At 64.8% G+C, this 14192-nt stretch carries 12 protein-coding genes; 9 read left to right on the top strand and 3 right to left on the bottom strand.

Annotation, left to right across the window (positions count from 1 at the left end; all coding sequences use genetic code 11):
* The 9 genes from ACFW0H_RS23965 to ACFW0H_RS23925 all read left to right on the top strand — a co-directional run.
* On the top strand, positions 1–142 hold a 142-nt coding region (locus ACFW0H_RS23965; protein WP_422916344.1), incomplete at its 5' end, for a hypothetical protein.
* Positions 143–402: 260 nt separating this feature from the next.
* Entirely contained in the window at positions 403–2340 is a 1938-nt protein-coding gene (gene acs / locus ACFW0H_RS23960; RefSeq protein ID WP_422916340.1) for an acetate--CoA ligase, read from the top strand.
* A gap of 75 nt (positions 2341–2415) precedes the next feature.
* Complete coding sequence (locus tag ACFW0H_RS23955) at positions 2416–3291, top strand: oxygenase MpaB family protein (RefSeq protein WP_422916339.1); 876 nt, start codon at positions 2416–2418, stop codon at positions 3289–3291.
* A 176-nt stretch (positions 3292–3467) separates the two neighbouring features.
* Positions 3468–4487 (top strand): class I SAM-dependent rRNA methyltransferase, encoded by a 1020-nt coding sequence (locus ACFW0H_RS23950; protein WP_422916338.1) that lies wholly within the window; start codon positions 3468–3470, stop codon positions 4485–4487.
* A gap of 92 nt (positions 4488–4579) precedes the next feature.
* Positions 4580–7513 carry a DUF748 domain-containing protein gene (locus ACFW0H_RS23945; protein ID WP_422916337.1) on the top strand — a complete coding sequence of 978 codons (2934 nt, stop codon included), beginning with the start codon at positions 4580–4582 and terminating at the stop codon, positions 7511–7513.
* A gap of 8 nt (positions 7514–7521) precedes the next feature.
* Positions 7522–7812 (top strand): DUF2845 domain-containing protein, encoded by a 291-nt coding sequence (locus tag ACFW0H_RS23940; protein ID WP_422916336.1) that lies wholly within the window; start codon positions 7522–7524, stop codon positions 7810–7812.
* 89 nt (positions 7813–7901) lie between these two features.
* Positions 7902–8174, top strand: a complete 273-nt coding sequence (locus ACFW0H_RS23935) for a DUF2845 domain-containing protein (RefSeq protein ID WP_422916343.1) — start codon at positions 7902–7904, stop codon at positions 8172–8174.
* A 61-nt stretch (positions 8175–8235) separates the two neighbouring features.
* The gene (locus ACFW0H_RS23930; RefSeq protein WP_422916335.1) at positions 8236–8409 is read left to right on the top strand and encodes a hypothetical protein; all 174 of its coding nucleotides are present in this window, start codon (positions 8236–8238) and stop codon (positions 8407–8409) included.
* 10 nt (positions 8410–8419) lie between these two features.
* On the top strand, positions 8420–9874 hold the full coding sequence (locus ACFW0H_RS23925; RefSeq protein WP_422916334.1) for a rhomboid family intramembrane serine protease: 1455 nt from the start codon (positions 8420–8422) through the stop codon (positions 9872–9874).
* Between the two features lie 63 nt (positions 9875–9937).
* Here the strand turns inward: ACFW0H_RS23925 and ACFW0H_RS23920 are convergent, their stop codons facing one another.
* The 3 genes from ACFW0H_RS23920 to pnp form a co-directional block, all read right to left on the bottom strand.
* Positions 9938–10297, bottom strand: coding sequence for a BON domain-containing protein (locus tag ACFW0H_RS23920; protein WP_422916333.1), 360 nt, complete (start codon positions 10295–10297; stop codon positions 9938–9940).
* 208 nt (positions 10298–10505) lie between these two features.
* Positions 10506–11924, bottom strand: a complete 1419-nt coding sequence (locus ACFW0H_RS23915; protein WP_422916332.1) for a hypothetical protein — start codon at positions 11922–11924, stop codon at positions 10506–10508.
* 89 nt (positions 11925–12013) lie between these two features.
* Positions 12014–14122 (bottom strand): polyribonucleotide nucleotidyltransferase, encoded by a 2109-nt coding sequence (pnp, locus tag ACFW0H_RS23910; RefSeq protein ID WP_422916331.1) that lies wholly within the window; start codon positions 14120–14122, stop codon positions 12014–12016.
* Between the last annotated feature and the right edge of the window lie 70 nt (positions 14123–14192).

Raw genomic sequence — 14192 nt, 5'->3', positions numbered from 1 at the left:
CTTCGACCAGTGGGGCGTGGAGCTGGGCAAGGAGCTGGGCAAGGCCGTCTACTCGCGGCTGACCGGCCAGGACGAGGCCCCGGCGGAAGACGGCTCGACCCAGGGCCTGATCGACTTCTTCCGCGCGCGTCACCGCGGTTGACCCTCTCCCCACGGGCCCATCCCGGGCCTGTGGGGCGCCTTCATTCCCCCAGGGGCGTCCCCTGCACACTTGCGCGCGGGACCCGCGGTCCGGCCAGCGAATGAATTCGCCCCCACCAACGGGCTGCTCCCCGCCTGGCGGGTGTCGCTGAACGATCCAGCGCATTCGAAGTTCAAAACTCCATGGACAACCCTTGAACCGGGCAATGGCTTGGATGCACCCTTATTGCCATCTCGGATACACAACAACAAGGACCCGCCATGTACGAGATCAGCCTTCACCCCGTACCGGACGCTGTGCGCAAGCACGCCCTCATCGACAACGATGCCTACCTGCGCCTGTACCAGCAGTCCGTCGAGCAGCCCGAGCTGTTCTGGAGCGAGCAGGCCACCAGTTTCCTCACCTGGTTCAAGCCCTGGGACCAGCTGCACCGCAGCGACCTGAAGAAAGGCGAGGCCGAGTGGTTCAAGGGCGGCAAGCTCAACGTCGCCTACAACTGCATCGACCGCCACCTGGAACAGCGCGGCGAGCAGGTCGCCATCATCTGGGAAGGCGACAACCCCAGCGAGTCCGCGCAGATCACCTACCGCAAGCTGCACAGCCACGTCACCCGCCTGGCCAACGTGCTGAAGAGCCGTGGCGTGAAGAAGGGCGATCGGGTCTGCATCTACATGCCGATGATCCCGGAAGCCGCCTACGCCATGCTGGCGTGCGCACGCATCGGCGCCGTGCATTCGGTGGTATTCGGCGGCTTCTCCCCGGATGCCTTGCGCGACCGCATCCTTGATGCCGACTGCCGCACGGTCATCACCACCGATGAAGGCGTGCGCGGTGGCAAGTACATCCCGCTCAAGCAGAACGTCGACAAGGCGCTGCAGGACTGCCCGGACGTCTCCTCGGTGCTGGTGGTCCAGCGCACCCAGGGCAAGATCGACTGGGTCGAGGGTCGTGACCTCTGGTACCACGAGGCCCTGCACGGCGCCAGCGAGGACTGCCCGCCGGAGTGGATGGATGCCGAGGACCCGCTGTTCATCCTCTATACCTCCGGCTCCACGGGCAAACCCAAGGGCGTGCTGCACACCACCGGCGGCTACCTGCTGGCTGCGGCCATGACCCACAAGTACGTGTTCGACTACCACGACGGCGAGATTTTCTGGTGCACCGCGGACGTGGGCTGGGTCACCGGCCACAGCTACATCGTCTACGGCCCGCTGGCCAATGCGGCCACCACCCTGATGTTCGAAGGCGTGCCCAACTACCCGGATGCCTCGCGCTTCTGGCAGGTGATCGACAAGCACCAGGTGAACATCTTCTACACCGCCCCCACCGCCATCCGCGCCCTGATGCGCGAGGGCGAGTCCCCGGTGAAGAACACCTCCCGCGCCAGCCTGCGCCTGCTCGGCAGCGTCGGCGAACCGATCAACCCGGAAGCCTGGGAGTGGTACTACAACGTCGTGGGCGACAAGCGCTGCCCCATAGTCGATACCTGGTGGCAGACCGAGACCGGCAGCATCCTCATCACTCCGCTGCCCGGCGCCACCACCCTCAAGCCCGGTTCGGCGACCCGCCCCTTCTTCGGCGTGCAGCCGGTGCTGCTGGATGAGAAAGGCAAGGAAATCGAGGGCGCGGGTTCAGGGGTGCTGGCGATCAAGGCCAGTTGGCCGAGCCAGATCCGCAGCGTCTACGGTGACCACAAGCGGATGATCGATACCTACTTCTCCGCTTACCCCGGCTACTACTTCACCGGCGACGGCGCGCGCCGCGACGAGGACGGTTACTACTGGATCACAGGCCGCGTCGACGACGTGATCAACGTCTCCGGGCACCGCATCGGCACCGCCGAAGTGGAAAGCGCCCTGGTGCTGCACGACGCCGTGGCCGAGGCCGCGGTGGTGGGCTATCCCCATGACCTCAAGGGCCAGGGCATTTATGCCTTCGTCACACCAATGACGGGCCTGGAGCCCACTGAAGAACTGAGAAAGGAACTGCTCGCCCTGGTCAGCAAGGAAATCGGCAGCTTCGCCAAGCCCGAGTTGATCCAGTGGGCCCCGGGCCTGCCCAAGACCCGCTCGGGCAAGATCATGCGGCGCATCCTGCGCAAGATCGCCTGCAACGAGTTGGACAACCTCGGTGACACCTCCACCCTGGCCGACCCGTCGGTGGTGCAGAACCTGATCGACAAACGCCTCAACCAGTAAAGGAGTCGCAAGCTTCAAGCGGCAAGCTGCAAGTGCCCCACTTGCCGCTTGGGGCTTGAAGCTTGACGCTTGCCCATGGAATTCATCCGTCGCCGTATCGAACGCCAGATCATCGGACTAACCGGCCTCGCCCTCGGCCAGCTCGACTTCGAAAACCCCAAGGGCGATCCCGGGCTGTTCGGCCCGGACTCGGTGACCTGGAGGGTCCACGGCGACTTCACCTCGATGATGATCGGCGGCATCAGTGCCCTGCTGCTGCAGATGCTGCACCCGCTGGCCCTGGCCGGCGTCTGGGACCACTCCAATTTCCGCAAGGACATGCTCGGCCGCCTGCGCCGCACCGGCCAGTTCATTTCCGGCACCACCTACGGTACCCGCAAGGACGCCGACTGGCTGATCGAAAGGGTGCGCAGCATCCACCAGCAGGTGGTCGGCATCGCCCCCGACGGCCGCCATTACGCTGCCAGCGACCCCGACCTGTTGACTTGGGTCCACGTTGCCGAGGTCAGCTGTTTTCTCAAGGCTCACCTGCGCTACCTCAACCCGCACCTTTCCGGCGAAGATCAGGACCGCTACTACGCCGAGATCGCCCTCGTGGCCGAACGCCTGGGCGCCCGCGACGTGCCGAAGTCCCGCCAGGAAGTGGCGGACTACCTCGAGGCCATGCGCCCACAGCTGTTCTGCGACGCGCGCTGCCTGGAAGTGGTACGCGTCCTCCTCGCCGCCCCCGCCCCCAGCGCCATGACCAAGCCATTCGGCCTGTTGATGATGCAGGCCGGGATCGACCTGCTGCCGGAATGGGCCGGCGCCACACTCGGCCTCCAGCATCGCCCCTGGCAGCGCCGCTTTGTGCGCACCTGGGTCTGGCGAATGGCGCCGCTGCTGCGCTGGGCCATGCGTAATGGTGCCGTTCATCGTGCACGCCGCCGCATGGGACTGGCGCCACGCTGAGCGCCTATCCCGGGACTCCGCTCCGTAGAGTGGACAGCGCTTTTCTGTCCACCAGACGGCCTTCAAGCAGAACTCGCCTCCCACTGGTGGAAATCGCGTTGCGATTTCCACCCTACGAAGGCTCCGCCCCTTCTCCCTTTGTTAAACTGCGCGCCCCTTTTTGCGAGACGCCGCGCATGTCCTCCGTTCTCCACCAGGCGCTGCGCGCCGCTCTCGATAACCGCCAGGCACTGCTGGCCGAACTCCATGGCCAGGGTACCGACTGCTATCGGCTGTTCCATGGCAGCCAGGAAGGCGCGCCCGGCCTGACCGTCGATCGCTACGGCCCACAACTGATGGTGCAGAGCTTCCACCAGACGCTGGAGCGCGAGGCTCTGCTGGCACTGGCCGCGACGGTGGGCGAATTCCTCGGACAAGAGCTGATGCTGGTCTACAACGATCGCTCCCAGGGCAACTCGCGTATCGATCGCCGCGACCCGGTCTATCAGGCCGAGCCAGCGGCCCTGGAAGACCTGGTGGGCCACGAATGGGGCCTGAACTACCGGGTGCGCGGCCGACACCCCGGCCAGGACCCGCTGCTCTTCCTCGACCTGCGCAACGCTCGCGGCTGGGTGAAGGCCAACAGTGCCGGCAAGTCGGTGCTCAACCTCTTCGCCTACACCTGCGGCGTTGGCCTGTGTGCCGCCGCTGGCGGCGCCAGCGAGGTGTGGAACCTGGACTTCGCCGAGGGCAACCTGGCGGTCGGCCGCGAGAACGGTGCATTGAACCCGGAACTGGCCCCCATGCACTTCGTGCAGTCCGACTACTTCCCCGCGATCCGCCAGTTGGCCGGACAGCCCATCGCCCGCCGCCACGGCCAGAAGCTGCCCAGCTACCCGCGCCTGGAACAGCGCCAGTTCGACCTGGTGTTCCTCGATCCGCCGGCCTGGGCCAAGAGCGCCTTCGGCACCGTGGACCTCTTGCGCGACTACCAGAGCCTGCTCAAGCCGGCCCTGCTGGCGACCGCCGAAGGCGGCGTGCTGGTGTGCAACAACAACCTGGCCAAGGTGGCCATGGAAGATTGGCGCGAGCAGGTGCTGCGTTGCGCCAGCAAACTGGGTCGGCCGGTGCGTGACTGCCAGCAACTGGCGCCCGCTGCCGACTTCCCCTCCCAGGATGCGCGCCCACCGCTCAAGACCCTGGTCCTGCAGCTCTGAAAGCCGCGCCGTAACGAGATGCAGCCATCAGGGCGGAACCCCGAGGCCGTGCCATAATCCAAGGCACTCTTTGCCGGGATAGTTGACGCCTCATGTACAAAGGATTGAAACGGGCCGCCTACGCCCTGCTGATCGTCGTAGCGCTGTACAGCCTGCTTGGCTTTCTGATCATTCCGGGAATCGCCCTGCGTGTCGCCAACCAGCAACTGGCGCAGTACGCCACGGTGCCGGCGCGGCTGGAGCGCATCCAGCTCAACCCCTTCAGCCTGGAGCTGACCCTCTGGGGCCTGCGCATCGGCGACGACAAGGCCTCGCAGGTGGGATTCGAGCGGCTCTACGCCAACCTTGAACTGGACAGCCTCTGGTCCGGCGCCCTGCACCTGGCGGATGTGGAACTGGACAAGTCCACCACCGAGGTGCTGTTCGCCAAGGACGGTACCCTCAACCTCACCCAACTGTTCAAGCTGCCCGCCAGTGAGCCCAAGCCGGAAGAGCCGGCGGGCGAGCCCTTTCCCCTGCGCATCGAGCGCATCAAGCTGAACGAAGGCGGTCTGCACTTCGAGGACCTGCGCCCCAGCGAGCCCATCGAGTTCGTCTACGACTCCCTGAACCTGGAATTGCGCAACCTCAGCACGCTACCGGACGACAATGCCGAGATGTCCCTGGTGGCGACCGGTCCCTACGGCGGGCGCATTGACTGGCAGGGGCAGATCAGCCTGGTGCCACTCGCTTCCAGCGGCCAGTTGAAGATCACCGATGGCAAGATGAAAGCCTTCTGGCCCTACGTCCGCGATGCCGTGCCCCTGGTCCTGGACAAGGGTGTGATGAGCCTGGCCACCGACTACCGGCTGAACCTGGCCAAGGGCACCCAGCTCAACCTGGAGAAGATCTGGATCAAGGTCGCCCCATTCGCCATCAAGGCACCGGACAATCGCCCCCTGGTCAACCTCGAAACGCTGGAAATCAGCGACAGCTCGCTGGACCTGGCCAAGCAGGAAGTGGTGATCGGCAAGGTCCGCAGCCAGAACCTGGAAACCTGGGCCGCCCGCGAGGCCGACGGCCAACTGGACTGGCAGAAGCTCTTCGCCAGCGAAGCCAAACCCGCCCCAAAGGCCGAGGAGAAGCCGGCCAGCGAACAGGCCGAAGCCAAGGCCGAACCGTCCAGCCCCTGGGCGGTCAAGCTGCGTGAGACCCAACTGCGCGGCTACAAGGTGCACCTGGCCGATCGGGTCCCCAAGGATCCGGTGCAGCTCGAACTGGGCCCGCTTGACCTGGACCTCAAGGACTTCGACAGCCGCGGCGAATCCCCCTTCAACCTCAGCCTGGACACCGGCCTCGGCAAGCAGGGCAAGGTGCAGGCGGTTGGCCAGGTCCAGCTCAAGCCAACCACCGCCAAGCTGCAGGTACAGACCCGTGATATCGACCTGCGTGTCGCCCAGGCTTATCTCAGCCCCTTCGTGCGCCTGGAACTGCGCAGCGGCATGCTCGACAGCGATCTCAGCGTCGAGCTCAAGAGCACCGAACCGCTGGCCCTGGGCATTACCGGCCGCGCCCTGGTCAACCAGATGCACACCCTGGATACCCTCAAGGAGCGCGATTTCGTCAAATGGCAGCAACTGCTGGTCGATGGCCTCAACTACCAGCACGGCGACAGCCTGAGCATCGACAAGGTGAGCCTGAACCAGCCCTATGCACGCTTCATCATCAATGAGGACCTGACCACCAACGCCAACGACCTGGTGATCAAGCAGGCTGCAGCCGACGCTCCGGCCGCCGCCAATGCCCAGCCCGCCGCGAACGGCAGCGCCGAACCTGCCGGCAAGCCCCTGGGCATCCGCATAGGCGGCATCGAGATCAAAGATGGATCGGCCAACTTCGCCGACTTCAGCCTGACACCGAACTTCGCCACCGCCATCCAGCAGCTCAATGGCGAGATCGGCACCCTCGACAACCGCAATCCCAAGCCGGCCAAGGTCGCGGTGAACGGCAAGGTGGACCGCTATGCGCCGGTGACCATCAAGGGCAGCCTGAACCCCTTCGACCCGCTGGACAGCCTCGACATCGCCACCAGCTTCAAGCGTGTCGAGCTGACCACCCTGACGCCCTACTCGGGCAAGTTCGCCGGTTATCGCATCCGCAAGGGCCGGCTGAACCTGGACCTGCACTACCAGATCGAAAAGGGCCAGTTGAAGGCGGAGAACCACCTGGTACTCGAGCAATTGCAGCTCGGCGAACAGGTAACCAGCCCCGACGCGGTGGACCTGCCGGTGCGCCTGGCGGTGGCGCTGCTCAAGGACACTGAAGGCAAGATCGATATCCAGCTGCCGGTGGCCGGCAACCTCAACGACCCGCAGTTCAGCGTCGCCCCGATCGTCTGGCAGACCCTGCGCAACCTGGTGTTGCGTGCCGTGCAGGCGCCCTTCAACTTCGTTGCCGGCCTGGTGGGCGGCAGCAGTGAAGACCTTGGCCAGGTGCCCTTCCAGGCTGGCAGCAGCGAGCTCGATGCCGAGGCACAGAAAGCCCTGGACACCCTGGCCGAAGCGCTGAAGCAACGCCCGGCCCTGCGCCTGGAAGTGGAAGGCGCCAGCGCCAAGGCCGCCGACGGCCCGCCGCTGGCCGAGCAACGCCTTGCACGGGAATACCAGAGCACCTACTACAAGATCGCCCAGCGCCGGGGTGACAAGGTGCCGGCCGAAGCCGGCCAGATCGAGGTCCCGGACGACGAGAAAGCGCCTATGCTGGAAGGCATCTACCGCACCCGCCTGAAGCAACAGCCGCCACCGGAGTGGCAAGATCTGGAAAGCGAGCAGCGCGCGGCCAAGCTCCGCGAAGCGGTTCTCGCCTCCTGGGCCCAGAGCGACCTGTTGCTGCGGCAACTGGGCCAGGCCCGCGCCGCCAGCATCAAGGACTATCTGGTCGACCGCGGGGGCCTTGCCGACGACCGCATCTTCCTGCTGGACGTCAGCATGGTGGAGCCCAACCAGGCCGGAGAGGTGATTACTCCGCTGCACCTGGACAGCGAGTAGGAGACCCCATGCGCACGCTGCCGCTCGCCCTGCTGGCACTCGCCCTGGCCACCCCGGCCGGGGCCGATACCATGCGCTGCGGCAGCAAGCTGATCAGCATTGGCGACCGTACCTTCGAGGTCCTGCAGAAGTGCGGCGAGCCGGTCCAGCGCGACCTGGTGGGCTACACCGGGGGCTATTACGACTCACGCGAATTCACCATCGAGGAATGGGTCTACGGGCCCAACAACGGCATGCTCAGCATCCTCACCTTCGAGGGTAACCGGCTGGTACGCATCGAGACCAAGCGCAGCCGCTGACGGCCTCCGGCACCGGGTGTAGGCTGTAGGCACTTCCTGCGTCCCCGGACAACCCCGTGAAACTTCCCACCCTCCTCTGCCTGTCCCTGATGCTGGCGCTGGGCAACGCCCAGGCGTCCTCCACCCTGCGCTGCAACAGCAACCTGATCAGCCTCGATGACACCAGCAGCGAAGTGCTGGAAAAATGCGGCGAACCGGTCAGCCGTAGCGATCTGGGCTACCGGGAAGTGACGGACGAGTACTACCAGCGCATCGAAGTGCGCGTCGAAGAATGGGTCTATGGGCCGCGCAACGGCATGTACCAGTTCCTCCGCTTCGAGGGCAATCGTCTGCGTAGCATCGACAGCAAACGCGGCAACTGACAGCCGCTCGGGCGGAGTGCTAGGCTCTGCGCCTTCCCATACGGAATGGATGCCCGCCCCCATGCAAGTCCTCGCTTGCCTCTTCGCCCGCAGTTTCATCGGCTACTCGGAAACCACCAGCGGACGCCAGGAGCTGCAGGTGGCGGAATGGGTCTACGGCCCCGGCAACGGCATGGACCACTCCCTCAAATTCGTCGGTGGTCGCCTCCGCCAATTCGACAGCAAGCGCAACTGAGTCGCGCATCATGATCATCCTCCCCGCCGACCAACCCCTGGACTGGCGGCGGCCGCCGGTCATCACCCTGCTGCTGATCCTGCTCAACACCCTGATCTACATCGTCTACCAGGGCGGCGACCAGGAGCGCACCGAACAAGCCCGGCAGCTCTATCTGGACGGCGGCTTGCTCAATCGCGAGCGCGCCCTGTTCATCGACCACCTGACGGCGAGGGAAAAGCTCGACGCCGACCAGCGCCGGGCGGTGGACGCCATGCGTCGCCAGGACCTGGCAAGCGTGATTCTCCGCGACCTGGAATTCGAGGACTGGCTGCACCGCGCCCCAGCCTTCCAGGCTGACCCCGCCTGGCAGCAGGCACGGCAGCATGCAGAAGCGGCACGAGACCGGATCAGTGCCCAGCGCTTCGGTTTCATACCCAACAAGTTCAGTCTCCAGGGGCTGTTCGGCGCCATGTTCCTGCACGGCAGCTTCGATCATCTGCTGGGCAACATGATCTTCCTGTTCATCTGCGGCTTCGCCCTGGAAGCGGCCTTGGGGCGCTGGGTCTACCTCGGCCTTTACCTCGCGAGCGGCCTCGCCTCGCACCTGCTCTGGTGGGCCCTGGACCCGGCCTGGGTCGCGGGTATCGGCGCCTCGGGCGCAGTCTCGGGGCTGATGGGCATGACCATCGGCGTCTATGGACTGCGCAGGATCAGGTTCTTCTACTGGCTCGGCCCGCTGATCGGCTACTTCAAGGCCCCCGCCCTGTGGATATTCCCCGCGTGGCTCGCCAAGGAGTTGTATGGCGTCCTGCTGGCCGATGACCATGTGAACTACTACGCGCACCTTGGCGGCCTCGCCTTCGGCTTCCTGGCCACCTGGCTGCTACGGCTTTCAGGCGTCCTCAGGGTGGACGAGGCGTACCTGAACAAGGAAGACCCGGACGCCCCGTTCAAACGAGAACTGGCGGCACTGGACCAACTGATCGGCCGCTTCGCCCTGGATCAGGCCGCTGCCCGCGGGCTTGACCTTTTGCAACGTTACCCCGGCCGACCAGCCTTGCTGGAGCGCCTCTACCCGCTGGCCAAGAGTCGCCAGGACAAGGCGCTGCTGGCCGCCGTGCTGAAACAGCTGTTCAGCCTGCCGGATCCGGCCACCACCCTGCCACTGCTGCAAAAGCTGGCCGACGACGCCGCCGACCCGCAGCAGCGCCTGCTGCAGCACCCGACCGTGCTCCTGCACCTGCTGCAGCACCTGCTCAAGGCCGGCGACAGCTCCCGTGCCCTGTTGCCCTGGCGTCGTCTCAGCCAGGCGAACCCGGCACCGCCTCAGCTCCCTGGACTGACGCTGCAACTGGCCAAGCTGCTGGGCCAGCGCCGGGACCTGCGCGGTGTAGGCGAACTCGTTCAATACCTGCGCCGTGCCTTCCCGGACGCCGAGCAGACCCGCCAGTTGGCGGTCTACCAGCAGCACTTGGCGCGCTGAGTCGCCATGCATGAAAAGGCCCCGCAATTGCGGGGCCTTCGTTCTTCCGTGCAGGGCGAAGGCTTAGTCGGCGGACGTCAGGCCGTCAGCGGACACCGCAGTGACACCCTTGATCTTCTTGGCGGTCTCGATGGCGAGTTCGCGCTCGGCATTGGACTTCACCTCACCAGACAGCGCCACCACGCCCTGGTTGGTCTCGACTTTGATATCCATGCCGCTGAGGTTCTTGTCGGCCAGGAATTTGGATTTGACCTTGCTGGTGATCCAGGTGTCGGAGACCGCATCTTCGGCTTTCTGCATGGTCTCGCTGGCTGCCAGCATCGTGTGACCGCTGGTTTCTGCATAGACGCCAGTCGCGAACGGCAGGCTCAGGGCGGCAGCAGTGACAGCGGCAAAAGTCCACTTGGTGAAAGACTGTTTCATGAGGTAGGTCTCCTCTCTTTTTCGGAACGTCTGCAGCAAGCTCCTGGCTGCAGCCTCACAAGGAACGTCGCAAGCCCTGTGCCAGCTTCCGAAGTACAGAAAAAACCAATGAAAACAGAAACATGAAATCAAGCACTGAAGGCCGCCTGCTTGCAGTCTGCAAGTTCGCCCTCCCAGCGGCCTTGCAGACTGCACGACAAAAACGGGTTCAGCGCACCGCATTGCTCAACCGGGCGATGGTGCCCTCCAGGGCACTGACCTGATCCAGCAACGGCGAGGCCGGGTAACGCGCGCGGATATAGGCCAGCAGCTTTTGCGCCGGCTCCAGTTGCCCGAGGCCCTCGGCGAATCCGCGGGCGGCCAGCAGGTAGGCGCGGGGAATGTGCGGGTAGTCGGGGAAGCGTTGGTGCAGGTTACGCAGCAGGCTCAAGCCCTCGCGCACCTTGTGGCGATCCAGCAGGGCTGCCGCCACCTGCTCGCAGACCAGGGGGTCGGCGGGCAGATAGTCAGCCTTGAGCTGGCGCCCGTTGAGCAAGGCGGTAGCGGCCAGGGCCGGGTTCTGGCCGGCCGCCAGAGGCAGGTAACGGTCCAGGTGGCTCAGGCATCGATCACGGGCGCCCAGGCCATGGAGCAATTGATGGAGACGCTCGTTCAGGCGCAGGTCCGAGGGGGTACGCTCCAGCGCCTTGCCGAGGGTTTCCAGGGCACCCTCGCCCTGGCCCTCCTTGAGTCGGATCTCCGCTTCGGCCAGGGCCTTGCGGCGGCGCCACTCCTCCTCCGGCACCCCCTGTTGGGCACCCTCCTCGGCGATGGCGAAGCCCAGGGCCCCCTGATACTGGAAAACGGCATAGCCCATCATGCTGCACATCACCACGCCGAAGTAGCCGAAGAGGAAAGTCGCGATCGGCATCACCACCACCTTGGGCAGGCCGTTCGAGAGCATCCAGGCGACATAGCCGGGGGACTGCCAGAGGATGAAGAGAAAGGCGCAGAGGATCAGGTAACGCCAGCCCATGGCCCTGATCACCTCGCCCACCTGGTCTGCGCTGAGTGCCGCGCCCAGCTCCTGGCTCAGGGCCAACCGGATGATGCTGGCCGGCAGCAGCAGGACGATGGCGATGTTCACCACCCAGAAGAGGGTTTCGCTGTTGAAGTCCGCGGCCAGCCAGAGCGCGACAAGGGCAACGGCGAATACCAGCATCTGCTTGAAGAACAACGAGAAGCCTTCCCCGCCGAAGGCGTCGAGCAGGCTCGGCGCCTCGCGCTGGCCCTCGCTGCTGGCCTCGATCACGCTGTGGAAGTACTTGGTCACCACACTCAGCAAGGTGATCCAGAGGAACACCGAGCGCGGCATGAACAGTCCGGCCAGGGCCAGCAGGGCACTGAAGGCCAGCGGGCTGGCCTGCAGACCGTAAGCGAAGAATTGCGGCAGGCGCTCCCAGAATGGCTGGGCGGTATTGGCGGCACCGAGGAAGGTGAGCTGGCTGCGGCACAGCGGGCAGACCGGGTTATCGTCGGGTGCATCCGCGTTGAGCGGTATGCAGCAGTCGCCGAAATGGCGCTGACAGGGCACGCAGTGCCAGGTCGCGGGTTGTGCGGGGTGGTACTGGCAGAGCGTCTTGTCCATGACTGTCCCAGGCTTGATGGCGGTTCGCCATTCTCCGGGCAAAAAAAGAGGGCCCGCAAGGGGCCCTCTCTTCTATCGACTGGCGATCATCAAACGCCGGAAGCCTCAGCGGCTTCCACGTCTTTCATCGACAGCTTGATACGACCGCGGTTGTCGACGTCCAGAACCAGGACTTTGACTTCCTGGCCTTCCTGCAGCACGTCGGTGACCTTGTCGATGCGCTTGTCGCTGATTTGCGAGATGTGCACCAGACCGTCCTTGCCCGGCAGGATGTTGACGAAGGCGCCGAAGTCGACGATGCGCTCGACCTTGCCCACGTACACCTTGCCGATCTCGGCTTCGGCGGTGATGCCCAGCACGCGCTGCTTGGCGGCTTCAGCGGCTTCCTTGGTCTCGCCGAAGATCTTCACGCTGCCATCGTCTTCGATGTCGATGGAGGCCTTGGTTTCTTCGCAGATCGAACGGATGGTCGCGCCGCCCTTGCCGATGACGTCGCGGATCTTGTCGGTGTCGATCTTCATCGCGATCATGGTCGGTGCGTTGGCCGACAGCTCGCTGCGGGACTGGGAGATCACCTGGTTCATCTGGCCGAGGATGTTCAGGCGCGCTTCCAGAGCCTGCTCCAGGGCGATTTCCATGATCTCTTCGGTGATGCCGTTGATCTTGATGTCCATCTGCAGCGCGGTCACGCCCTTGGCGGTACCGGCAACCTTGAAGTCCATGTCGCCCAGGTGGTCTTCGTCGCCCAGGATGTCGGTCAGGACGGCGAACTTGTCACCTTCCTTCACCAGACCCATGGCGATACCGGCGACCGGCGCCTTCATCGGCACGCCGGCGTCCATCAGGGCCAGGGAGGCGCCGCAGACGGAAGCCATGGAGCTGGAACCGTTGGACTCGGTGATCTCCGACACCACGCGGATGGTGTAGGGGAACTCGTCGCCCTTCGGCAGCATGGCGGAAACGCCACGACGGGCCAGGCGGCCGTGGCCGATTTCGCGGCGACCGGCGCTGCCCATGCGGCCGCACTCACCGACCGAGAAGGGCGGGAAGTTGTAATGCAGCATGAAGGCGTCCTTGCGCTCGCCTTCCAGGGTGTCCAGCAGCTGGGCATCGCGGGCGGTGCCGAGGGTGGCAACCACCAGGGCCTGGGTTTCGCCGCGGGTGAACAGGGCGGAACCGTGGGTCTTGCCGAGCACGCCGACTTCGATCTTCAGCGGACGCACGGTGCGGGTGTCGCGGCCGTCGATACGCGGCTTGCCGTTGACGATGTTCTCGCGAACGGTGCGGTATTCCAGCAGGCCAAAGGCGTCCTTCACTTCACCAGTCGGGAACTGGCCGGCTTCCTCGCCAGCGAAGCGGGCGATGACCTGGTCACGCAGCTCGTCCAGGCGGTTGTAGCGGTCCTGCTTGATGGTGATGGTGTAGGCCTGGGAGATGGCCTCGCCGAACTCGGCCTTGATGGCGCCGAGCAGGGCGGTGTTCTCGGCCGGGGCGGACCAGTTCCAGGTCGGCTTGCCTGCTTCGGCAGCGAATTCCTTGACGGCGTTGATCACGGCCTGGAATTCCTGGTGGGCGAACAGCACGGCGCCCAGCATCTGGTCTTCGGTCAGCTCCTGGGCTTCGGATTCAACCATCAGCACCGCGTCCTGAGTACCGGCAACCACCATGTCCAGGCTCGAAGCCTTGAGCTGTTCGTAGTTGGGGTTCAGCAGGTAGCCGGTCTCTTCGTGGTAGGCCACGCGAGCAGCGCCGATCGGGCCGGCGAAGGGAATGCCGGAGATGGCCAGGGCGGCCGAAGTACCGATCATGGAAGCGATGTCCGGATCGGTCTTCTTGTTGGTGGAAACCACGGTGCAGATGACCTGCACTTCGTTCAGGAAGCCTTCCGGGAACAGCGGGCGGATCGGACGGTCGATCAGGCGCGAGGTCAGGGTTTCCTTCTCGGAAGGACGGCCTTCACGCTTGAAGAAACCACCGGGGATGCGGCCAGCAGCGTAGGTTTTCTCTTGGTAATGAACGGACAGCGGGAAGAAGCCCTTGCCCGGATCGGCCTGCTTGGCGCCGACCACGGTCACCAGTACGGTGACGTCTTCATCGACGGTGACCAGAACGGCACCGGAGGCTTGACGGGCAATACGGCCAGTCTCGAGGGTGACGGTCGATTGACCGAACTGGAATTTCTTGATTACCGGGTTCACGGTGTTTTCCTTCTCTGTGTTGCCTTGGGGGAAATCGTGGAAGTGGCGGGAGTCGGACCCGTTTCAATCC

Source organism: Metapseudomonas cellulosilytica (assembly GCF_049334135.1).
GTDB lineage: Bacteria > Pseudomonadota > Gammaproteobacteria > Pseudomonadales > Pseudomonadaceae > Metapseudomonas.
The sequence above is the reverse complement of the archived record's forward strand: the minus strand, read 5'-3'. Positions and strand labels throughout refer to the sequence as shown.

Excerpts from the sequence above, each read along its gene's own strand:
- acs (WP_422916340.1), top strand. The coding sequence starts at position 403 with ATGTACGAGATCAGCCTTCACCCCGTACCGGACGCTGTGCGCAAGCAC.
- ACFW0H_RS23935 (WP_422916343.1), top strand. The coding sequence starts at position 7,902 with ATGCTGGCGCTGGGCAACGCCCAGGCGTCCTCCACCCTGCGCTGCAAC.
- ACFW0H_RS23945 (WP_422916337.1), top strand. The coding sequence starts at position 4,580 with ATGTACAAAGGATTGAAACGGGCCGCCTACGCCCTGCTGATCGTCGTA.
- ACFW0H_RS23955 (WP_422916339.1), top strand. The coding sequence starts at position 2,416 with ATGGAATTCATCCGTCGCCGTATCGAACGCCAGATCATCGGACTAACC.
- ACFW0H_RS23940 (WP_422916336.1), top strand. The coding sequence starts at position 7,522 with ATGCGCACGCTGCCGCTCGCCCTGCTGGCACTCGCCCTGGCCACCCCG.
- ACFW0H_RS23930 (WP_422916335.1), top strand. The coding sequence starts at position 8,236 with ATGCAAGTCCTCGCTTGCCTCTTCGCCCGCAGTTTCATCGGCTACTCG.
- ACFW0H_RS23925 (WP_422916334.1), top strand. The coding sequence starts at position 8,420 with ATGATCATCCTCCCCGCCGACCAACCCCTGGACTGGCGGCGGCCGCCG.
- ACFW0H_RS23950 (WP_422916338.1), top strand. The coding sequence starts at position 3,468 with ATGTCCTCCGTTCTCCACCAGGCGCTGCGCGCCGCTCTCGATAACCGC.
- ACFW0H_RS23920 (WP_422916333.1), bottom strand. The coding sequence starts at position 10,297 with ATGAAACAGTCTTTCACCAAGTGGACTTTTGCCGCTGTCACTGCTGCC.
- ACFW0H_RS23915 (WP_422916332.1), bottom strand. The coding sequence starts at position 11,924 with ATGGACAAGACGCTCTGCCAGTACCACCCCGCACAACCCGCGACCTGG.